Origin of the sequence: Micromonospora sp. NPDC049102 (genome assembly GCF_043197485.1) — a bacterium.
Classification (GTDB): Bacteria; Actinomycetota; Actinomycetes; order Mycobacteriales; family Micromonosporaceae; genus Micromonospora.
In genome coordinates, this window is record NZ_JBICTE010000003.1 from 137,002 (window position 1) to 159,234 (window position 22,233).

At 70.3% G+C, this 22,233-nt stretch carries 14 protein-coding genes and 1 riboswitch; of the genes, 9 read left to right on the forward strand and 5 right to left on the reverse strand.

What is annotated here, in order from left to right:
• Window positions 1-95: 95 nt before the first annotated feature.
• From ACGFH9_RS05285 to paaN, 4 genes are all read left to right on the forward strand, one after another.
• Window positions 96-5,006 (forward strand): hypothetical protein, encoded by a 4,911-nt coding sequence (locus ACGFH9_RS05285; RefSeq protein WP_393215628.1) that lies wholly within the window; start codon window positions 96-98, stop codon window positions 5,004-5,006.
• 433 nt (window positions 5,007-5,439) lie between these two features.
• Window positions 5,440-5,575, forward strand: a riboswitch (SAM riboswitch).
• An 8-nt stretch (window positions 5,576-5,583) separates the two neighbouring features.
• Window positions 5,584-6,870 (forward strand): threonine synthase, encoded by a 1,287-nt coding sequence (gene thrC / locus ACGFH9_RS05290; protein WP_393215631.1) that lies wholly within the window; start codon window positions 5,584-5,586, stop codon window positions 6,868-6,870.
• Between the two features lie 236 nt (window positions 6,871-7,106).
• Window positions 7,107-8,126, forward strand: coding sequence for a GNAT family N-acetyltransferase (locus ACGFH9_RS05295; RefSeq protein ID WP_393215634.1), 1,020 nt, complete (start codon window positions 7,107-7,109; stop codon window positions 8,124-8,126).
• Between the two features lie 51 nt (window positions 8,127-8,177).
• The gene (paaN, locus tag ACGFH9_RS05300; protein WP_393215637.1) at window positions 8,178-9,851 is read left to right on the forward strand and encodes a phenylacetic acid degradation protein PaaN; all 1,674 of its coding nucleotides are present in this window, start codon (window positions 8,178-8,180) and stop codon (window positions 9,849-9,851) included.
• A gap of 179 nt (window positions 9,852-10,030) precedes the next feature.
• Here the strand turns inward: paaN and ACGFH9_RS05305 are convergent, their stop codons facing one another.
• Window positions 10,031-10,561 carry a GNAT family N-acetyltransferase gene (locus ACGFH9_RS05305; protein ID WP_393215640.1) on the reverse strand — a complete coding sequence of 177 codons (531 nt, stop codon included), beginning with the start codon at window positions 10,559-10,561 and terminating at the stop codon, window positions 10,031-10,033.
• 283 nt (window positions 10,562-10,844) lie between these two features.
• Here ACGFH9_RS05305 and ACGFH9_RS05310 point away from each other — a divergent pair, with 283 nt between their 5' ends.
• From ACGFH9_RS05310 to groL, 3 genes are all read left to right on the forward strand, one after another.
• On the forward strand, window positions 10,845-11,048 hold the full coding sequence (locus ACGFH9_RS05310; RefSeq protein ID WP_124815530.1) for a cold-shock protein: 204 nt from the start codon (window positions 10,845-10,847) through the stop codon (window positions 11,046-11,048).
• Between the two features lie 118 nt (window positions 11,049-11,166).
• On the forward strand, window positions 11,167-12,423 hold the full coding sequence (locus tag ACGFH9_RS05315) for a hypothetical protein (RefSeq protein ID WP_393215644.1): 1,257 nt from the start codon (window positions 11,167-11,169) through the stop codon (window positions 12,421-12,423).
• A 272-nt stretch (window positions 12,424-12,695) separates the two neighbouring features.
• A complete protein-coding gene (gene groL, locus ACGFH9_RS05320; RefSeq protein WP_393215647.1) occupies window positions 12,696-14,318 on the forward strand; it encodes a chaperonin GroEL in 1,623 nt (540 codons plus the stop codon).
• A 58-nt stretch (window positions 14,319-14,376) separates the two neighbouring features.
• On the opposite strand, the gene ACGFH9_RS05325 is transcribed toward groL, so the two are convergent.
• The 3 genes from ACGFH9_RS05325 to ACGFH9_RS05335 form a co-directional block, all read right to left on the reverse strand.
• On the reverse strand, window positions 14,377-14,622 hold the full coding sequence (locus ACGFH9_RS05325) for a hypothetical protein (RefSeq protein ID WP_393215650.1): 246 nt from the start codon (window positions 14,620-14,622) through the stop codon (window positions 14,377-14,379).
• Between the two features lie 76 nt (window positions 14,623-14,698).
• Window positions 14,699-15,634: a GNAT family N-acetyltransferase gene (locus ACGFH9_RS05330; RefSeq protein WP_393215653.1), complete on the reverse strand. Its 936-nt coding sequence runs from the start codon at window positions 15,632-15,634 to the stop codon at window positions 14,699-14,701.
• Window positions 15,635-15,673: 39 nt separating this feature from the next.
• Window positions 15,674-18,205: a S8 family serine peptidase gene (locus tag ACGFH9_RS05335; protein WP_393215656.1), complete on the reverse strand. Its 2,532-nt coding sequence runs from the start codon at window positions 18,203-18,205 to the stop codon at window positions 15,674-15,676.
• Window positions 18,206-18,346: 141 nt separating this feature from the next.
• Here ACGFH9_RS05335 and ACGFH9_RS05340 point away from each other — a divergent pair, with 141 nt between their 5' ends.
• Window positions 18,347-20,176 carry a glycerol-3-phosphate dehydrogenase/oxidase gene (locus tag ACGFH9_RS05340; RefSeq protein ID WP_393215659.1) on the forward strand — a complete coding sequence of 610 codons (1,830 nt, stop codon included), beginning with the start codon at window positions 18,347-18,349 and terminating at the stop codon, window positions 20,174-20,176.
• Window positions 20,177-20,265: 89 nt separating this feature from the next.
• Window positions 20,266-20,802, forward strand: a complete 537-nt coding sequence (locus ACGFH9_RS05345; protein WP_393215662.1) for a hypothetical protein — start codon at window positions 20,266-20,268, stop codon at window positions 20,800-20,802.
• Window positions 20,803-20,812: 10 nt separating this feature from the next.
• Here ACGFH9_RS05345 and ACGFH9_RS05350 read toward each other — a convergent pair whose 3' ends face one another.
• Window positions 20,813-22,213, reverse strand: a complete 1,401-nt coding sequence (locus ACGFH9_RS05350) for an FAD-binding oxidoreductase (RefSeq protein ID WP_393215665.1) — start codon at window positions 22,211-22,213, stop codon at window positions 20,813-20,815.
• Window positions 22,214-22,233 lie beyond the last annotated feature (20 nt).

Here is a 22,233-nt window from a genome sequence, read left to right on the forward strand (position 1 = left end):
GCCTCTGCCGAGGACGTCCGTCCTATGAAGAGGGACTACCGCTGATTTTCTGCAACCCAGAAAATTTCAAAGCTCCGAGAAATCAGGAGGTTCGGATGGATGTCAGCGCTTCAGGCTGTCCCGAAGATGTGCTGACCTGGGTGCCCTCGGGTCAATACCTGAGTTCGCACTCGGCCTCCGTGCCCGATGAGGTACGGACCGCCAGGCGGGTGCCCGGTGTGCATCTGGTCCACTTGGCCGCAGGCATGGTCGACTCTGCGGAGACTCGGGCTGTCCTGCTGGCGCAGCCGCTGAGTGTGCTCTCCCGGATGGTCGAAGCCGTGCCAGCGTCGCTGGTCGCCGACACCAGTCTGGATAAGGCACTCAACCGCGCCAACACACTTCGCCTACCGATCCGGATGCCTGCAGGCGACCTGGCCGCCTCCGGCAGCAGCCAAGTCCTGCCCGTCGACTCTCAGGGACGTGTCGTCGAGGTAGCCGACGCCGATTACGCCCTCGTGCTACCTAACCGCCACCTGATCGCCGAGCGCAGCGGCGACGTCGACCTGGAGCGGGTCCTACACGGCCCCGCGATGCCGGGACAACTGCGCTGGAACGATGGCCGCGCCGAGGTGGGCCTACCGCATGGGGTCGTTACCGCCCGCTACCGAAAAATTGACGCGACCGCCAGACCAGCCGGTGCATCCCACAGCGTCGACGGCATCATCGGGTTAGTACGCGAGCTGGACAACCTCCGACCCGGACAAGCCCTCCTGGTCAGCGTCACCGCGATGGGAGCGAACACCGACGAGGAGTTCCTGGCGGTCCGCGCACCCGACGGCATCGCTCTCCTGCGCGAGACCACGAACGGCACCCTCGCCGCGACTCTCCCGCAGAACCCTGCCCGAGTTACCGTCACCCCGGCCATCACACCTACCCAGGCAGTCATCGCCGACAGTGCCAAGCTAGGGATCACGTACCTCGACTGGCCTGGCCTCCGAATGGTCGACCCCAGCCAGATCAGCCATATCAAGGCCGCCGAGACCTTCCTCGCCGCCGCCGACGAATACCCCGTCTTCGTCCACGGCAGCCCCGCCGGTCCCACCATCGGCAACCGGCTCCTCACCTACATCGAACTGCGCGACCTGATCGCCGCCGACCCCCGATCCCGCGGTAAGACCATCATCCTCGTGCAGTGCGGCGCAACCGCCACTGGCCCGACCGTCGTCAAGGACTTCGCCACCGCACTCTTCACCGCGCTACCCGAGGAACACCCTCACCTGTACGCCATGGGCGGCACCGCCTTTGTTGAGGCACCATCAACAGACGCCACACACGAACTCACCGACATATTCGTCACCCGCCCCGTCGTCTTTGAGGACGGCCGCATCCGCCATTACCGGGCCGGCATCCGCAAATTCGTCCGCGCCGGCTCCGAATCAGTAGGCCCCGCCATCGTCCAACACGGCTCTAGCCTCGCTACCGCGCGTTACCACGAAGGCGTGGCGCTGACCGACAGCCACGGAAGACCACTCGCCTCGGCCTCGATATCCGATGCCCTGCATCCGTTTGGCTTCGACACCCAAACCGTCGAGCCCACCGGCGTGCCATTCGCCGGGCGACTGGAGAGGTACCAACCGTCGGCGGAAACATTACGCGGCATAACCGTGAGGGATGCCTATCGGCGAGTCTATGCACAGCGAAGCGCGGCGGCTGATGTCGCAGCGCGGTTGCGGGAAGCGGCCGCATACTATTCGCAATCGGACGTCAATGGCCCTTTTGCTGCTGCAGTTCCAGACTATGCTGACGTGCGTGACAAGTTCCGAACGCTGATGAAGACCGCCGAGCGGCACATGGAAATCTTCGAAAGCCAGACTTGGCGCGTCGGTGTGTTCGCCGACCGAGGTTCCGTGACATGGCGCTCTCCCGAATGGGAGAGACCCAGTTGGGCGTACAGTCGGGAGGACCTGGACCTCTATTCAACAGTTGTAGCGACGCAGGAGCTGTACAGTAGGGTCATCGCCTCCACTCAAGCAGAAATTATAAGGCTTTCGAGGTCAAGGCAGCTCTGGAGAAATCGGGACGAGACGAGGAGATTCGAATTTCTCGTCACCTGCGTCATGCCGCAATACCGGAAAAGTATTGCTCCCGCCGCGGAACTAGCCAAGCTCAAGCAGCTCGAGGTGAAGACGGTGTTTGACCTTCATAAAATCCAGGAATTGGAGGATAAGTTCAAAGATCCCAAGGTGGACCCCAAGGCGTTGGCGGCGTTCCTGGGAGACCAGGCGCGGGACCTGGCCAACTTGACCCACCCTGGCCTCGTTGAGCTTCTTTCGGGATCGGTCGCGCCGCTCCGCGCCCTCAACGAGAGCGAGCAAGCATGGCGCCGAGTCTCTCGCGACAAGGTGCGACAAGTTATCGCACGGGTAGTGGAAGAGCTGCCCTACGGCCCGGCAAACGACTACCAGGTCCACCACTCGTATCGAGGAATTCCACAAGGTCTCGTCAACGAGATCCGCAATCCGCACTATTGGGTCAACAGTAATGAGTCGGACGACTTGACCTGGATAGCGCGTAGCGCTTTTCTGGCCCAATACTTCGGGACCGGATTGATGCAGGAGTACGCGAGCCTCGCATTCACGAAGCTCGCAGATGACATTGGGCTTCACGACGTTCCAATCACCTACGCCATAGACCGAGAGCGCAACACTCACTTCGTCATTCTCGGACCGCCCGCTCACCCGAACAGTCTGGTGGTGGACGCTTGGCCAAAAATGCCCACTTCGACCACCATAGTCCAGGCAGCTCACTATGGACCCTCAGTGGGAACCTTGACATACGTGGGGCCGCAGGGGGGGAAAACCCTCTTCGAGTTGGGTAAAGCCGGAGTCCACCAAGAAAGACTCCCGCCTCGTCCCGCGCCCTTGCAACTTATCGCCCCGCCCGATGATCAGGGCATGCTCGTCGAGTGGATCTGGGACGACCGTAACAGTGGCCAGTTTGGCACCCCGAACACCTTCACGGGCGAGTACGGCTACTGGAGCGTCCATCGCTCGTACAGGGAAGGATTGAATTCCGCCAACAGTGACAGTGAGGACGAGGCGGACCAAGGGGTTGCGTTCGACGCTCAGGTGCCACCGGGGGTGCAGCCGTCGGTGCACCCTGCACCGCAGGACGTGATGCAACGCCTGCCTGATGACAGTCGGCCGGGTCTGTATCTGCTGGACGAGGATCAGTCGCGGCTGATTGAGGCGGCGAAGTCGTTCCGGGCCGCCTCCAACGAATATGCGGTCTTCATCCAGGGTAGCGTGTTCGGGCCATATGTGGGTGGCCGGTTGATCACTGTTGAGCAGTTGCGTGACATGATCGTGGGGGACGAGCGGTCGGCGGGTCGCGACATCCTCGCGGTGGTGTGCGACCTGGCGGTCACCGCGAGCGGCACCACCGCGCTGAACGATTTCGCCACTCGGCTGTTCGTTCTACTGCCACAAAGCAACAAGCGGTTGTTGGCTGCTGCCGGCGTGGTGAAGGTGCACTCCACGCAGACGGCCGGACTCACGGACGTTTTCGTGTCCGGGACGAGGCTCGGCGATGACGGTAGATTCCGACTCGCCGCGGGCGGAATTCGGGAGATTCGTGACGTTCCCGTGAGCAATCAAAAGCCCGGCCGACGCGCGGCGATGCTCATTCAGCACGGTCCAAATCTGGCAAGTGCTCGCACCGACGCTGGTGTGGCGCTCACCGACGAGCACGGCACGCTGCTCACCGTGGGCAACGGTCCGACGGTCGCTGCATTGGCGGCGCTGGGCATACGCAATCCGGAGCGCACTCGCAACCTGCTCGCCCCCATCGCCACGCAAGACGCCGCTGTCGCCGCCGAGCCGGGAAGCGTTGTTGAGGCGGCAGAGCCGCCGACGTGGTCGTTGCGGTTGACGGATTCCGTCTCCACCAGTCATCCCAACGTGTACGTCATCTCCACCAACAGCGCAGGCGTTCCTCAGTCGCTTGTCAAGTATCTCGCTGGTCTGGTCGGCCCCGCCGGGAGTGGGCACACCGCCATCGTGCTGGGCACCCCGCAACTCAACAGGCGCGCTGAAAACGAGGCCGAAAACCGCGCCGCAGCTGTCGCCGACATCAATGCACTGAATTATCTCCTGGAACAGTTCGCCCAGCGGGCCGAACTGCCGATCGTCGTGCGCCGCGGCCCCGTCGATGCCGACCTGCTGAATGTGGCAGAGAAGTATGGCGTCGCGGTCCTGCACCACTCTTCTGTCGGTGCGAAGGAAAGTGGCTCGAACTTCGATATCGATACCAAATGGAAAGTCAGCCTCGCCCGACCAGGCGGACGTACCGAATCCTCCAGCGAGCTCTGGTCCCGGATCACCATCGCCGTCCTGGACGCCGCAGCCAAACTCGCCCGCCCCACCGATGCCGTGGCCCGCATCAGCGACGACCTCGGCCAACTCATCTGGGCCAAGGATCTGCCGACCAGTCGCACGATCTTCAACAGTCTGGGCTGGTCGCCGCAGGACATGTCGACCAACCTCACCCACGTCAAGCAGATGATCGGACGGGTGCCCAACCAGCCGGCGCTGAGCGTCTTCGCGCCTGTCCTGGAGTTCGGTGCCACCGGCCACGCCAACGTCGTCTTCGACTACGCCGCCGCCGATGCGAACCGCCCCGCCACCCTTCTGGACGCGTTCGGTCTCGAGCAGGTCGCCGAACGCGAATCGGGGTACGTCAGCGATCTCACCACGACCCGTCTGGCGTCGATGGTCACCGCAATCGGCGACGACCCCGACGCCACGTCCGTGACGGTGTCGCTGCTCGGCATGATCAACGATATGAAGACTGGAAACTTCAAAGACGCCCGAGAGTTCATCAAAGGCAATTCTTACAAACTCGACCTGCAGCAGAAAGACCAATGGGTCAGCGCTCTCCTCGACCTGGGGAGAAACATGCCTAACCACGCCAAAGAACTCAACGACCTGTCTGCAGCCGTCTTCAACTGTCCACCGAAAAGCTGATGGATTCTCCGGGCGGCGCGGGTGGGGTGCGATTGGCCGGCGCAGGTCAGAGCGGCGGCCAGGTCGGGGAGATCCTCACCGGCCAGGCTGGAAGGCGACCCCGTGCAACGCTCTGGGGCCGCTGCCCCACCGCGGTGCTGTCCGCATGATCCGCGCGGCTTCGGCTCCATAGGGTGCGGGGTCCTGCCTGCCCAGCGCGGGGATCGCAGCCAAGGGGCGAAGGTGGCGCGGGGTCCGCCGGGCATCCGGGCAGAGAAACGCGGTCAGTAGGCCGGGATGGCGTGCAGCGGATCGGCGCCGCCAACGCGGCCCTGTTCATCGACCTCGTCCCCGTGGCCACGTTCGCGATACAGATCGCCCGCTGACCCACACCCTGGGATCCGCGGTAGAGGCGGCGGACGGCGTTGTCCTAGACTCGGCACCACAACTGAATACCTCATCCAGAGGGGCTGAGGGATACGGCCCGACGACGCCCCGGCAACCACCCCGCGCGCTCACCGCTGAGCGACCCGCGGGGCAGGTGCCAATTCCGTCCCCGCCGCACCGTGCGATGCGGGGAAAGATGAGAGGACTCGACATGACGTCGACGCTCGCCGCCTCCCGCATCGACACCTCCGCCAGCCCCGCCCGTGCCCTCGTCTGCCGCGCCTGTTCGGCCCGCTACCCGCTCGCCGCCCAGCACGCCTGCTACGAGTGTTTCGGCCCGCTGGAAGTCGACTACGACACCGCCGCGCTGGCCACCGTGACCCGCGAGCAGATCGAGGCCGGCCCGGACAACATCTGGCGGTACGCCGCGCTGCTGCCCGCCGGCCAGGACCCCGCCACCCGGGTCACCCTCGACCCGGGGCTGACCCCGCTGGTGGCGGCCCCGCACCTCGCCGCCGAGGTGGGCATCACCGCGCCGCTCTGGGTCAAGGACGACAGCGCCAACCCGACCCACTCGTTCAAGGACCGGGTCGTCTCGGTGGCGTTGACCGCCGCCAAGGCGCTCGGCTTCACCCGCTTCGCCTGCGCGTCCACCGGCAACCTGGCCAACTCGGTGGCCGCGCACGCCGCCCGCGCCGGCGTTCCCTCGATCGTCTTCATCCCCTCCGACCTGGAGCAGGGCAAGGTCATCACCACCGCCGTGTACGGCGGCGAACTGGTCGCCATCGACGGCTCGTACGACGACGTCAACCGGCTCTGCGGTGAGCTGGTGGAGACCGACGAGTTCGAGGACACGGCCTTCGTCAACGTGAACGTCCGGCCGTACTACGCGGAGGGTTCCAAGACCCTCGGCTACGAGGTGGCCGAGCAGTTGGGCTGGCGGATTCCCGCCCAGGTGGTGATCCCGATGGCCAGCGGCGAACTGCTCACCAAGATTGACAAGGCGTTCTCCGAGCTGGTCGAGATCGGCCTGGTCGACGCGCCGGCCGGCGGCTGGAAGGTCTTCGGCGCGCAGTCGGCCGGCTGCAACCCGATCGCCACGGCCCTGCACGCCGACACGGACACGATCATCCCGGTCAAGCCCACCGGCATCGCGAAGTCGCTCAACATCGGTGACCCGGCCGCCGGCCTCTACGCACTGGAGGCGGTGCGCCGCACCGGTGGCTGGATGGAGTACGCCGACGACGACGAGATCCGCGCCGGCATCCGCGACCTGGCCCGTACCACCGGGGTCTTCGCCGAGACGGCGGGCGGCGTGACCGCGGCCGTGCTACGCAAGCTGGTCGAGTCCGGCCGGCTCGACCCGACGGCGGAGACGGTCATCTTCAACACCGGCGAGGGTCTGAAGACCATCGACGCCGTGGCCGCACAGGTCGGGCCGACCCACCACATCAAGCCGTCCCTGCGTGCCGCCCGGGACGCGGGGCTTCTGGGCTGAATCCGCCCGGTGACTGGGTTTTCGCTGTGAGTGTGGAAAACCCGCCGCTCAGGACTTGACGGCAGGAACCGGACGGCGCAAGATGCTCCGTGCGGGAGGGCATTTCGCCGAAGACTTTTGAAGTTCTTGCGACCCAACGCCGGAGGCGTTGTGCGAATGCCCCTCCCGACCACGTCCGACAGGGCCAGCGAATAATCGCTGGCCCTGTCGCTTTTGCGGCTGTCAGGCTCACCGGCATGAGCATCACGATCGTGCCGTTCGACGGCGCCGACCGGGCGGCGGTCGACGAGGCGTACCGGGTCGGAGCGGCGGCCACCGAGGCCGACCTGCCGGACTTCCCACCGTCCTGCCGGCAACGCTTCGACGGGTTCTTCCACGCCCCGATGCCCGGCACCCGCTCGCTCTGGGCGCTGGCCCGCCTGGACGGTGCGCCCGCCGGTTACCTCCAGCTCGACCTGCCGCAGCTCGACAACACCGACAACGCCACCGCCGAGCTGACGGTCCATCCGGACCTGCGGCGTCGGGGTGTCGGCCGGGCCCTGCGCGAGTACGGGGTACGCCTGCTGCGCCAGCACGACCGCAAACGGGTGACGGCGATGACGGTCTCCACCCTGCCCGGCGGTCCGGCCCGAACGGTGGCGGGTCACGCGTTCGCCGCCGCGATGGGCGCGCACTCCGCGCTGGCCGAGGTGCGTCGCCGGCTGACCATCGCCGACATCGACCGGGTCGCGCTGCGGGCGGCCCTGGCCGACGCGCAGCCCCACGCCGAGGGCTACCGGTCCGTCTCCTGGCAGGGCACCACCCCACCGGAGTACGTCGCGGACGTCGCCTACCTGGACGGCCGGCTCATGACGGACGCGCCGCTGGGCGACGTGCAGTGGGAACCGGAACAGGTCGACGCCGCGCGCATCCGGGGCAACGAGCGCGCCCTGGACGCCCGGGGTAGGCGGCGCTACCACCTCGGGATGCTGCACGAGGCGTCCGGCCGGCTGGTCGCCTGGACCCTGCTCGACGTGGGCGCCTCCGTGGACTGGCACGCGTTCCAGCAGATCACCATCGTCGACCCGACCCACCGTGGCCACCGGCTGGGCCTCATCGCCAAGGCGGAGAACCTGCACCATCTGCTCACCCACGAGCCCGCCGTACGCGTCATCGACACCTGGAACGCGGCCAGCAACAGCTACATGGTGGCGATCAACGAGCAGCTCGGCTTCCGCCCGGTGGACGCCTGGGACAACTGGCAGCTCACTCTCTGACGGGTATCCGCCCCTACTGCTCGCCGACCGGGCTGTTGCATGATGGCGGGCATGACGGAGACCCCGCATTCCCTCTACGACAGGCACGCCGACACCCTCAACCGTGCGCTGACCGCGATCACGGAGCGGGGCTACTGGTCCGCCTATCCCGAGTCCCCCAGCCCTCGCGTGTACGGCGAGACCGCCGCCGCCGACGGCAAGGCCGCCTTCGAGGCGTACCTCGGTGGTGACTTTCCGCTCGACCAGCCCGGCAATGGCGGCCGGATCGCCACCGAGACGAGCCCGTTCGGGGTCGACCTGGCGGTGCGGTACCCGCACGCCGGCACCGACGAGCTGGTCACCGCCGCCTCCGCCGCGCTGCCGGCGTGGCGCGACGCCGGTCCGCAGGCCCGGGTGGGCGTCTGCCTGGAGATCCTCGACCGGCTGCACAAGCACATCTTCGAGCTGGCCAACGCGGTGCAGTTCACCAGCGGGCAGGCGTTCGTGATGGCGTTCCAGGCCGGCGGCGCGCACGCGCTGGACCGGGCGCTGGAGGCGCTGGCGTACGCGTACGCCGAGATGACCCGGCACCCGGGCACCGCCGGTTGGGAGAAGGCCGCCGGCAAGGGCGACCCGCTGCGGATGACCAAGACGTTCCACGTGGTCCCCCGTGGTGTGGCGCTGGTGATCGGGTGCAACACGTTCCCGACGTGGAACTCGTACCCCGGGCTGTTCGCCTCGCTGGTCACCGGCAACCCGGTGATCGTGAAGCCGCACCCGCGCGCGGTGCTGCCGCTCGCGATCACCGTGAAGTACGCGCGGGAGGTCCTCGCGGAGGCCGGCTTCGACCCGAACCTGATCCTGCTGGCCGCCGAGGCGCCGGGCGAGAAGCTCGCCAGCGACCTGGCGCTGCACCGGTCCGTCAAGATCGTCGACTTCACCGGCTCCACCGAGTACGGCGACTGGCTGGAGACGCACGCCCGGCAGGCGTCGGTCTACACCGAGAAGGCCGGCCTGAACACGGTGGTCATCGACTCCACCGACGACTTCGCCGGCATGTGCCGCAACCTCGGCTTCACCCTGACCCTCTACAGCGGTCAGATGTGCACCACCTCGCAGAACATCCTCATCCCGGCCGGGGGCATCGAGACCGACCAGGGGCACAAGAGCTTCGACGAGGTGGCCGGTGGAATCGCCGCGGCGGTCGGCAAGCTGACCGCCGACCCGGCCCGGGGTGTCGAGCTGACCGGCGCGATCGTCAACGACGGGGTGTTGGAGCGGTTGGCTGAGGTGACCAAGGTCGGCGAGCCGGTCCTGGAGTCGCGGACGGTGGCCCACCCGTCGTACGCCGACGCGGTGGTGCGTACCCCGACGATCGTCAAGCTGACCGCGGACGACGCCCAGACGTACGGCCGGGAGTGGTTCGGGCCGATCTCGTTCGCCATCGCGACCGACTCCACCGCGCACAGCCTGGAGCTGCTGCGCAAGACGGTCGGCGAGAAGGGCGCGCTCACCGCCGGGGTCTACTCGACCGACGAAGCGGTGCTGGACGCCACCGAGGCGGTCGCCGTCGAGGTCGGGGTGCACCTGTCCTGCAACCTCACCGGCGGTGTCTTCGTGAACCAGTCGGCGGCCTTCTCCGACTTCCACGGCAGCGGCGCCAACGCGGCAGCCAACTCGGCGCTGACCGACGGGGCTTACGTGGCGAATCGGTTCCGGATCGTGCAGTCGCGGCGTCCTGCCTGATCTTCACCTTTGGTCGCGGTTGGGGTTTCCGGGGCAGCCCGCCCCGCTCCGGGCGGTCAGGCTTGACCCCTGCGCGGGGCGGCTGCCCCGGAAACCCTTCTGTGGGCACGGTTGTCGCCTGACGCTCCGGCTTCGGGTGGGAGATCTTTGTGGTCTTGCCCTGGGAAGGGTTCTCGGTTTTACGCTGTTCGGCGCATCTGGAGTTCGGTCAGGGCGGGGATCGTGGGGTGCGGGACCCGTACGCCGGTGTCCTCGAAGCCCAGCCGCTGGTAGGCCCGGTAGGCGCGATCGTTGCCGACCACCACCTCCAGCAGCAGTTCCGGCCGGTCGCACGCCCGTGACCAGGCGGCCACCCCGTCGATCAGCTCGCCGAGCAGCCCGCGGCCCCGCCACGTCGGCGTGACGTACACGGCGTAGATCACGGTCAGCCCCGGCTCGTTCGGAGCGACCGTCCCGCCGGCGTGCCCGACGAGCCGGCCGCCCGGGTCCGCGACGAACTGCGCGTTGTGGGGACCGGTCGACGTGTAGGCCACCCGGGCGGCGAACTCGTTGTGCGGTCGGGCCGCAGCGTCCGCCAATGTCTCCAGGAAGGCCAACGGCGCGTCGGCGAGCATCTCCAGGCGCAGCGCCCGCATCCGGGCGGCGTCCTGCGGCCGTACCCGGTGAATGCGCGCCTGCCGCAGGACCGGACCGCTCGTGTCGGTGGTCATGTCCGAATGCCTACCACAGGGCCGGACGCTCACCGCGATCAACGGCGGCCAGATCGCCTACATCCGGTCAAACGCAACCATCGTCATGAATCAGTCAGCGCGTTCGAGGCGCCTTGGACCATGCCCGATTTGTGGTCGTGCGCGACCGTCACTCCTCGTGTAGCGTGCGATTTCGATCACCTCTTTCAGCGGTCGTCGTCGATCGCTGTGGCGGTGGTCCGTGGGTGTCCGGCGTGCCGGACGTCCGGGCAGGCAACGCCGCGCAGAGTGAGGGAAGTGCACCGTGGCCCAGGGTTCCGTGAAGTGGTTCAACGCCGAGAAGGGCTACGGCTTCATCGCCGTGGACGGCGGTCAGGACGTGTTCGTCCACTTCTCCGCTATCGAGATGGACGGCTACAAGGCCCTCGACGACGGTCAGCGGGTGGAGTTCGAGATCGCCCAGGGCCAGAAGGGTCCGCAGGCGGAGCACGTCCGCGTCATCGGCTGACCGGTTCCCCGATCTACCCGCCGGCGGTTCGCCCCGATCGGCTGGCGAGTCGGGGCTGCGGCGCGGACGCCCGCCCGGGAAGATCGTGAACCGTTCCAGCCGATGCTGAGGAGGGTTCATGACCGACCAGACGCCGCCACCCACCACGCCCTCCGGGCCGGGTGAGCCGGGCCCGTCCGACCCCATCCCGCCCGCCGAAGGCTCCGGCACGCCGCCCTCGTCCGGCGCGGCCCCGGGCACACCGCCCTCGCCCGGCGCGGTCCCGGGCACGCCGCCCTCGCCCGGCGTCGCGATGCCACCCGTCGGCGTGCCGCCACAGGGCTGGAACCCCGCGACGGACGCCTGGGGGCAGCCCGTCGGTCCGCCGCCGGGCTGGGACCCCGCGCAGGGAGCCTGGGGTCAGCACGCCGGGCCGCCGCCGGGCTGGACCTCCCCTCCCGTCGGCGGCTACCCGCCGGGGGTCGGCCCCTACGGCGGACAACCGTGGTACCCGGGAGCGCCGGTCGGCTGGTACCCGCCGGGTCACGGCCTCGACCCGAACGACCCCCTCGTCACTCCGCCCGGTGCCGGCATCGGTGCCTGGTTCGAGCGGTTCTGGGGCGCGCTGCGCCGGGGCTGGCGGCAGTTGGTGCCGATCATGCTGCTCACGCAGGTGTTGCCGGCGGCGGTGCTCTCGGTCATCTCGTTCGGTGTGGACCCGTCGCCCGCCTGGGAGGCGCAGGCCGAGACCAACCCGACCGGGCTCCCGGACAACTTCGCCACCGGCCTGTTGACCCTCGTCGTCGTGCTGGTCGGCGGCAGCCTGGTGATCGGCCTCGTGCAGGCGCTGGGCTGGGCCGCGGGCAGTTGGGTGATCACCCAGCAGGCGGCCGGCCGGCCCGCCCGCCTCGACGCGGCGCTGCGGTACGGCCTGCGTCGGGCGCTCGGCGTGTGGGGCTGGACGCTGCTGGTCAGCCTGCTCATCGGCGTCGGAGTCTGTTTCTGCGTGCTGCCGGGCATCTACCTGGCGTTCGCGCTGAGCATGGCCGGACCGGTCTACCTGTTCGAGCGGGACAACCCGATCGGCCGTTCGTTCCGGATGTTCCACGACCGGCTCGGGATGCTGCTCGGTCGGGTGGCCCTGGTGGGTGTCGCGGTGATCATCGGAACCATGGTTCCCGGCATCCTGGAGTCGGCCGGTACCGCCGCGTTCGGCGTGGACCCCTTCGCGTCCCCGGGCGCCGCGGTCGGGGTGGTGATGGTCATCGGCCTCACGGCGGTGCTGGCCCTGCCGGCCCACCTCGTCCAGTTGGTCGGGCTGCTGGTCACGTACACCGAGCAACGCGCGCACGAAGGGCCCGTGAACGCGGCCACACTGGCTGCGGAACTCGGCTGACCGAGCTCATCGTGCTTGCACTCGGCAGGTGAGAGTGCTAAACAAGTCATTGGCACTCGCATACCGTGAGTGCCAATGGTCGGGACGGTGGGGCCTGGTTGTGCCGGTGTGGAGACGCCGGGGCAGCACATGGCCGGTCGTCGCGGGCTATCCGGCCCGGCCGAAGGACGTCGTCGTCGCCAGGTGGCGACGTCCCAAGGTGCGTACACCAGGCGGCCCATCCGGGGCACACATCTCGGGTGGCCCGTGAGTGTCCAGGAGGACAACGCCGTATGGCCAAGATGATCGCGTTCGACGAAGAGGCTCGCCGCGGCCTCGAGCGGGGCATGAACCAGCTCGCTGACGCCGTGAAGGTGACCCTCGGCCCCAAGGGCCGCAACGTCGTCCTCGAGAAGAAGTGGGGTGCCCCCACCATCACCAACGATGGTGTGAGCATCGCCAAGGAGATCGAGCTCGAGGACCCGTACGAGAAGATCGGCGCCGAGCTGGTCAAGGAGGTCGCCAAGAAGACCGACGACGTCGCCGGTGACGGCACGACGACGGCGACCGTCCTGGCCCAGGCCCTGGTTCGCGAGGGCCTGCGCAACGTGGCCGCCGGTGCCAACCCGATGGCCCTGAAGCGGGGCATCGAGGCCGCGGTCGCGAGCGTCTCGGAGGAGCTGTCCAAGCTCGCCAAGGACGTCGAGACCAAGGAGCAGATCGCCTCCACCGCCTCCATCTCCGCTGGTGACAGCAGCGTCGGCGAGATCATCGCCGAGGCGATGGACAAGGTCGGCAAGGAAGGCGTCATCACCGTCGAGGAGAGCAACACCTTCGGGCTGGAGCTGGAGCTCACCGAGGGTATGCGCTTCGACAAGGGCTACATCTCGGCCTACTTCATGACCGACCCGGAGCGCATGGAGGCCGTCTTCGACGACCCCTACCTCCTGATCGTCAACAGCAAGATCTCGTCGGTCAAGGACCTGCTCCCGATCCTCGAGAAGATCATGCAGTCGGGCAAGCCGCTGCTGATCATCGCCGAGGACATCGAGGGCGAGGCCCTGGCCACCCTGGTCGTCAACAAGGTCCGGGGCACCTTCAAGTCGGTCGCCGTCAAGGCGCCGGGCTTCGGTGACCGCCGCAAGGCCATGCTCGCCGACATCGCCATCCTCACCGGTGGTCAGGTCATCAGCGAGGAGGTCGGCCTCAAGCTCGACGCCGTCGGCGTCGACATGCTGGGCCGCGCCCGCAAGGTCGTGGTGACCAAGGACGAGACCACCATCGTCGACGGTGCCGGTGACGCCGAGCAGATCCAGGGCCGGGTCAACCAGATCCGGGCCGAGATCGACAAGAGCGACTCCGACTACGACCGCGAGAAGCTGCAGGAGCGGCTGGCCAAGCTGGCCGGTGGCGTTGCGGTGATCAAGGTCGGCGCGGCCACCGAGGTCGAGCTCAAGGAGCGCAAGCACCGCATCGAGGACGCCGTTCGCAACGCGAAGGCGGCCGTCGAGGAGGGCATCGTCCCGGGTGGTGGCGTCGCGCTGGTGCAGGCCGGCAAGACCGCCTTCGACAAGCTGGACCTGGTGGGCGACGAGGCCACCGGTGCCAACATCGTCAAGGTCGCGCTGGACGCCCCGCTGCGGCAGATCGCCGTCAACGCCGGCCTCGAGGGCGGCGTCGTGGTGGAGAAGGTCCGCAACCTCGAGGCGGGTCACGGTCTCAACGCCGCGAACGGCGAGTACGTCGACCTGCTGGCCGCGGGCATCATCGACCCGGCCAAGGTGACCCGTTCTGCGCTGCAGAACGCGTCGTCGATCGCCGCGCTGTTCCTCACCACCGAGGCCGTCGTCGCGGACAAGCCGGAGAAGACCCCGGCTGCCCCGGCTGGCCCGGGTGGCGGGGACATGGACTTCTGAGTCCAGTTCCGACACACCGAACGGGGCGGGCCGCTGACGCGGTCCGCCCCGTTCGTCGTCAGGTGGGCAGGGGGCGCTGGTTGCGGCGCTTCTGCGCCCGGTCGTACGGCGGCAGCAGTTGGATCGGCGCGTCCACCATCTCCTGCGGTTCCTCGCTCGCCGGTTGACCGTCGGTGGTCATCTCGGCCAGTTGCTCGGCGTCGCCGTAGTCCAGTCGGTCGAACGGCAGTTGACCGGGCAGCTCGCCGACCGGTTTCCAGGTGATCGGCGGGCCGTCCTCGGTCTGGTCGTCATCCGTGGTCATGGCTGCCTCCTCTACCGAAACGGTAGGGGGCGTCGATGCCCGACGCGGGCGAATGGATCAATGTCCCATTTGCCTGTTATGACGTCGGCAGTGTCCGCCGGTACAGGAAGAAGACCCGCTCGATCCGCGCACCCGCACTGCCCGAGTAGAACGGCACCGGCCCCACCCAGCCGATCTCCGCCCGGTCCAGCCCGGCCGCACGCTGGTCCCGCAGGCAGCGCCGCAGCAGCACCCCGCCGATGCCCGAGCCCTCGGCGGCGGGCGCGGTGCCCATCGGCCCGAACCAGCTCGGCCGGGACGACCCGTAGGCGGCGAAACCCAGCACCTTGCCGGCCCGCTCCGCCAGGTGGCAGCCGGCCCCCTCGCGGCCCACCGACCCCGCCAGCTCACCGTCCCAGGCCCCACCGAAGGTGGACCGGGCGAACGCGGTCAGCGCCGGCAGGTCCGCCCGCTCCGCCCGTCGTACCGTGATGCCCTGTCCGGCCAGCCGGTCCTCGGCGGCCGTCGTCGACCGCAGCGCCGGCGACTCGTCGTACGACAGGTCCGCGGTCATGTTCCAGGCGGTCCGGTCCTGCTGGTAGCCGAGCGCCAGGGCCGCGCAGACCGCTGGTGTGTACCGCACGTCGATGCCCGGCCAGGCGTAGTACGGCGGGTTTCCGGCCAGCAGCACCTCCGTCACGCCGTGCTCGGCGAGGGCCTGCTCGGCCCGGGCGAGCAGCGCACGGCCCACGCCCCGGCGGCGCTGCCCCGGCAGTACGGCGACCAGGTCCACGTGCCCGGTGCCCGGCTCGCTCGGCGATACCGAGCCGATGAGCACCCCGACGAGATCGTCGCCCCGGTACGCCCCCAGCCCGATCACCGGCCGGTCGACGGCGGCCCGGGGCCAGAGCACGTCCACGATCGCGTCCGCCTCGGCCGCGTCCTCCGGCAGGTCGAGCGCCTGCGCGCAGAGCCGAGCCACGGTGGGCACGAGGTCCAGGTCCAGTTCGGTGACGGTGATCTCGGCGTCCATGGTCGCCGACCCTAGATCACCCGTCGCCTCCCGCCCTGCTCACCCTCGGGCGGCGCGCACGGCGGCGTACGCGTCGACCTGACCGGCACCGGTGACGTTCGCCGGGCCCCCGCAGGCGTCACTGGGATTGCGTGAGCGGTACGTGGGCTCGGCCGGCGTGGCGGTGTCCCGCAGGATCTGCCGGGTCCGGGGCAGGTCGCCGATCAGCGTCGGGTTCGCCGACCACATGAGCGCCACCACTCCCGCCACCTGCGGGGTCGCCATCGACGTGCCGTCCAGCGCCGCGTACCCGCCGCCGGGCATGGCCGACACCACGCCCACGCCGGGCGCCAGCACGTCCGGCTTGCCCGCGCCACCGGGCACCGGCCCGCGCGAGGAGAACTCCGCCACCCGGCGCTGCGCGTCCACCGCGCCCACGGTCAGCACGTTGGCGTACGGCGCGGGCGCGTCGTCGATCGACGCGCACCACGGGCCGGTGTTGCCGGCGGCGGCGACCACGAAGATGCCGGCCGCGTCGAGCGCCGTGGTGGCCGGGAGCAGCGTGTCCCGGTCGCAGCCCTCGATCGAGGGGCAGCCCCACGAGTTGGTCAGCACCTGCGGGGCGCGTTCGGGCCGGCCGTCGGTGAACGGGTCACCACCGGTGGGGAAGGGCGCCAGCATGAACTGGAGGCAGTCCAGGTAGTGCCCCGGGCTGCCCAGGTTGCGGTCCAGGTTGACGCAGCCCACCCACTGCGCGTCCGGTGCCACGCCGATGCCGTCCCGCCCGACCGCGCTGCCCACCGTGTGGGTGCCGTGCCCGCCCTGGTCGTTCGGTGCCCGGGTGCCGTCCCACGGGTCGTACCAGGAGTCGTCGCCGCCCCGGAACCCGGCCCGCAGCGCCGGATGGCCGCCGTCGACGCCGGAATCGGAGCTGCCGACCACGATTCCCCTGCCGGTCACCCCGAGCTGGGACCAGACCCGGTCCGCGCCGAGTTGCCGGATGTTCCACTCCGGACCGGTGGGCGCCGGCGAGGTGCCGCGGGTCTGCCCCGCCGGGGCGGGTAGCGGCCGGAGGCGCTGGCTGACCAGTACCCGGGCCACCTCGGGCCGTCGGGCGAGCCAGGCGCGCACGGCTGGGCCACCGTCCACCTCGACCGCGTTGACCAGGTAGTACGGCACCGGGTCGAGCCGTAGACGCTCCGCGGTGCGGCGCAGGTCGGCCTGGGTGCGGTCGGCGGTCGTCACCAACCGCCGGTAGACCTCCGCCGCCCGGGCGTCCCGTCCGGCCTGCCCGGGTGCGCCGGCCGGGATGCCGCTCAGGTCGGCCTGCTCGCGCAGCACCACCAGCAGCCGCTCGCCGTACAGGCCGGGTTGACCGGGCCCGACGTCGACCACCGCGAACGCCACCAGCAGCACCAGGGCGGTCGCCGCCGCCACCCGACGGCTCGGGACACGGGCCGTCGGCCGGGCGAGCAGCACCGCGTACCCGATGGCCACCAGGACGGCCACGGCGAGCCCGGCGGCGGCGGCCGCCGCCACCCAGAACGGCACGTCGCGGGTGCCGACCAGGAGCAGAGTGATCTCCTCCGGGTCGGTGAACGCCAGCGGCCCCAGCGCGGCCAGGCCCACCAGCCAGCCGGTCGCCGTCCGTCCGGCGCGAACCTGCTCCGTCGAATCGCCGACGGGTTGCCGGGTCGCAGCCGGTTCGGTGGTGGAATGCCAGGTCGCGGCCCAGAGCGCGGCGAGCGCGAAGCCCGTCGGCGGAAGGGTCAGCAGAGCGGGCAACTGAGCGCCGGACTGGCCCGCCCCGGCCGCGAGCAGCAGCAGCGCGACCCCGGCGACCAGGCCGCCGACCAGCACCAGCCGGGCCGGCCGGGGCGGTCGGCCGACCGCGAACCGGGACCACAGGGCGGCGTCCAGAAGCGTCGCCGCCAGCACCCCGAGGGCGGCGGCGGCCACCAGCGCGAGGACGGTCTCCAGGAGCCCTCCGAGCGCTCCCAGCCAGGCCCAGGGCAGCAGCAACGCCAGCCCGGCGGCGACCGCGAGCAGCGGCACCGCGCCCGGCCGACGGGAGCCACGCGCGGGCTCCGCGCTGCCGGCGGCCTCGGCACCCGGGGCGTCGCCCTCGTCGCGCCGGGCCAGGCCGTCGACCACGCCAGCCGTCCCGGGGTACGTCCGCCGACGCCGCGACCAGCGCACGGCGAGCGCGGCGAGCAGCGTCGTGGCGGCCAGCGCGGCGAGGTTCGCCTCGTGGTGCACGGGCGGCACGACGCGCAGCAACGTGAGCACCCCGAGGGTGAGCGCGGCAGCCAACCAGACCCGGCCGGTGGCCCGGACCGTGGTCGAGCGGGGCAGCACGGTCAACAGCAGGGCGGGCGTACCTGTCAGCACCACGGTGGCCAGGCCGAGCACCGGCCAGAGCCAGCCCACCCGGTCCCGTCCGAAGCCGAGCAGCACCTGATCGGTGAGCCAGCCGCCGGTCTGGGTGGCCACCGTGACCGCGACGATCCAGCAGCCGACGAACACGGCCGCGACCACCGCCCACGGGGAACTACGGTCGCCGGCTCCGGAACGCGCGGGCTCACCATGCATCCGAGAACCCTACGACCACCTCGAAGATCTTGGACAGTTTCCGGCAGCCGGGCGGGTCCTGTCCAAGATCTGCGGCCGGACGACCGGGGGCGGGACGGACGGCACATGTCGACCGGCTGGTACGGCGGTTACGGTGGATGAGTGCGTGACCCCAATGTCTCCCGATCCGTCGCCGGGCAGCTCTCGCCGATCCGCCGTACGACAGACCTGCGCCGGCTCCGCGCCGAGCGCTTCGACGTGCTGGTCATCGGGGGTGGGGTGACCGGTGCCGGTGCCGCCCTGGACGCGGCCTCCCGGGGCCTCAAGGTGGCCCTGGTCGAGGCGCGGGATCTCGCCTCCGGCACGTCGAGCCGGTCCAGCAAGCTGATCCACGGCGGGCTGCGCTACCTGGAGCAGTTGGAGTTCCACCTGGTCCACGAGGCGCTGACCGAGCGAGGGTTGCTGGCGACCCGGCTCGCGCCGCACCTGGTGCGCCCGGTACCGATCCTGGTGCCCCTGCCCGCCGGGCGAGGGCTGCGGGACCTGCCGGCGCGAGTCTTCCGTCGCTCGTACTACGGCGCGGGCGTGGCCGCGTACGACGCCTTCGCCGGGATCTTCGGCGGTGGCCGGGGCATGCCGCTGCACCGGCACCTGACCCGGGAGGGCGCGCGGCGGATCTTCCCGAGCCTGCGGGCCGACGCCCTGGCCGGTGCGATCCGCTACTACGACGGGCAGGTCGACGACGCCCGGCTGGTCGTCACCCTGGCCCGCACCGCCGCGAGCCTCGGCGCCACGGTGGTGAGCAGTGCCCGCGCCGTCGGGCTGATCCGGCAGGCGCGGGAGGTGACCGGTGTCCGGGTCCGCGACCTGGAGGCCCCGGCCGGCTCACCGGACGCGGAGTTCGAGGTGCACGCCCGTACCGTCATCGCGGCCACCGGTGTGTGGAGCGACGACATGTCGCGGATGCTCAACGACGTGGGCCTGCGGCCGGGCATCCGGGTGCGCGCCTCGAAGGGGGTGCACCTGGTGGTGCCCCGCTCGGCGATCACCGGGGAGACGGGGCTCATCCTGCGTACGGCGACGTCGGTGCTCTTCGTGATCCCGTGGGGCGGGCACTGGATCATCGGTACGACGGACACCGACTGGCGGCTGGACCGGTCCCACCCGGCGGCCTCGGCGCGCGACATCGACTACCTGTTGCAGCAGGTCAACACCGTGCTGGACCGGCCGTTGACCACCGCCGACATCGAGGGCGTCTACGCCGGGCTGCGCCCCCTGCTGGCCGGCGAGGCCGACTCCACCTCGAAGCTCTCCCGGGAGCACGCGGTGTTCGAGCCGATGCTCGGGCTGCTGCTGGTGGCCGGTGGCAAGTACACGACGTACCGGGTGATGGCGTCCGACGTCGTCGACCGGGCCGTACGCCGGTTGGGGGGCGGCCGCGAGTCGCGGACCGCCGACCTGCCGCTGCTCGGCGCCGACGGGTACGCCGCACTGTGGCGGGATCGGGCCGACCTGGCCCGGCGGCATGGCGTTCCGGTGGGCGTGGTGGAGCACCTGCTGGAGCGGTACGGGAGCCTCACTCTCGACCTGCTGGCATTGGTCGATGCCGAGCCGCTGCTCGCGTCGCCGCTGGCCGGCGCCCCGGAGTACCTGGCGGCGGAGGTGACCTACGCGGCGCGGGCCGAAGGGGCGCTGCACCTGGAGGACGTGCTGACGCGGCGTACCCGGATCTCGTTCGAGACGAGCCACCGTGGGCTGGAGTCGGCGGACCACACCGCCGAGTTGATGGGTGCGGTGCTCGGGTGGGACGCGGCCACGCGGGCCCGCGAGGTCGAGCACTATCGCGCGCGGGTCGAGGCGGAGCGCCAGTCCCAGCTCATGCCGGACGACGCCGGAGCGGACGCCGCCCGACTCGGTGTGCCGGACGCACGCGGGTACGCCGCGGACCGGGGCGGCGACGATCAGGCGGAGCTGCGGCCGACCGCGAGATGACCGGAATGTAACGCTACCGAGGGGTAACAAGCGATAGCGGCCCGGATGGTGGTTTTGAACGCTACCTACGGTGGGGTAGGTTTCCGCGCGTGCCTAACCGCGCGCGCCCTCGTCTGCTCGCCACTCTTCTCGGCGTGGTGCTCGTCGGTGCATCGGCCGGGTGTTCGCTGCTCGGCCGCGACGCCGCCGCCGACACACCGGCCGCCCCGCCGCCCGGCTCGGCTGTCGGCGGGTCGGCCCCCGAGGTCCCGACGACGATCACCCAGGGGCAGGTCAGCCTGCTTCAGCGCCTGGGTGCCGACGCCTCGCTGCGCACCCTGAGTGTCGAGCGGGACGGCTCGTGGCAGTGCCTCGACTGTGCCGGCGACGGGGTCACCTCCCGGGGCAGGCTGGCGCCGGAGCAGACCGAGCGGCTTCAGGTGCTCCTCGCCGATCCTCGGCTCGCCGAGGAGACCGACCAGGTCCGGCGGTACCGGACCACCTGCATCGACGCGCTGACGTCGAGCCTGCTCACCTCGTCCGGGCTGATCAGCTCGCAGGACTGCCCCGGCGAGGAACGCCCGCCGGTGGCCGGCGAGATCCTGTTGCTGCTCACCCAGGCGACGCCCGCCGAGGTCGAGGGCTGAGGGCAGCCCGTCAGAGCACCTTGCCGGGATTGAGCAGGCCCGTCGGGTCCAGTGCCGACTTGATCGCCTGGTGGACCCGGACGCCGACCGGGCCGATCTCCCGCGCCAGCCAGTCCCGCTTGAGCAGGCCCACCCCGTGCTCGCCCGTGCAGGTGCCGCCCAGGTCCAGGCCGAGCCGCATGATCTCGTCGAAGGCCCGGCGGCCCCGCTCGACGCTCGCCGGATCGGCCCGGTCCACGACGATGTTCGGGTGCATGTTGCCGTCCCCGGCGTGCCCCACCACGCCGATCGGCACGTCGCAGTCCGCCGCGATCCGGGCCACCCCGTCGAGCAGCGCGGCGAGCGCGCCCCGCGGCACCGCCACGTCGTCGATCACCAGACCGCCGCTGCCACCCGGGTGGGTCTCGGCGGCGAACTTCTCCATCGCCGGGTGGGCGAGTCGGCGGGCCTGCAACAACGCCGCTGCCTCCAGCGCGTCGGTGGCCGCGTAGACCTCCTCGGCGCCGGCCGCCTCGCACACCCCGGCCAGCGCGGCCAGGTCGTCGGCCGCCCGGCCACCGGTGTCGGCGGCGGCCAGCAGCAGGGCCTGCGCGTCGGTTCGCAGACCCATCGGCTGGTACGCCTCGATCGCCCGCAGGTGCGTCTGGTCGAGCAGCTCCAGCAGGCTCGGCGTGAGACCCCGGGCGGCGATCTGGGCCACCGCCGTGCCGGCCGCCGCAGTGGAGCCGAAGACCGCCACCAGGGTCAGCGACTCGGCCGGGGCGGGCCGCAGCGCCACGGTCACCTCGGTGATCACGCCGAGGGTTCCCTCCGACCCGACGAAGAGCCGGGTCAGGTCGTAGCCCGCGACCCCCTTGGCGGTACGCCGACCGGTGCGCAGCACCTCGCCCGAGGCGAGCACCACCTCCAGGCCGAGCACGTACTCGGTGGTCACGCCGTACTTCACGCAGCACATGCCGCCGGCGTTGGTGGCCACGTTGCCGCCGATGGTGGACGACTCCCAGGAGCCGGGGTCCGGCGGGTACCAGAGGCCCTGCTGGGCGACCGCCCCGGCCAGCGCGGCGTTGACGACGCCCGGCTGGACGACGGCGATCCGGCTCACCGGGTCGATCTCCCGGATCTCGTCCATCGCGACGGTGCTGAGCACCACCGAACCGTCCACCGCGTTCGCCGCACCGGCCAGCCCGGTCCGCGCACCCTGGGGCACGACCGGTACGCCGTACCGTGCCGCCGCCCGGATCACCGCGACCACCTGCTCGGTGGTGCGGGGGCGGGTCACCACCAGGGGTACGCCGGCGGCGCACAGGTCGGCCTCGTCGCGCTGGTGCACGCGCAGCAGGTCCGGGTCGGTGAGCACGGCGTTCTCGCCCAGGGCGGCGCGCAGGTCGTCGAGGAGTCCGGTGGGGGCCATGCCGCCGAGGCTAGGTCGCC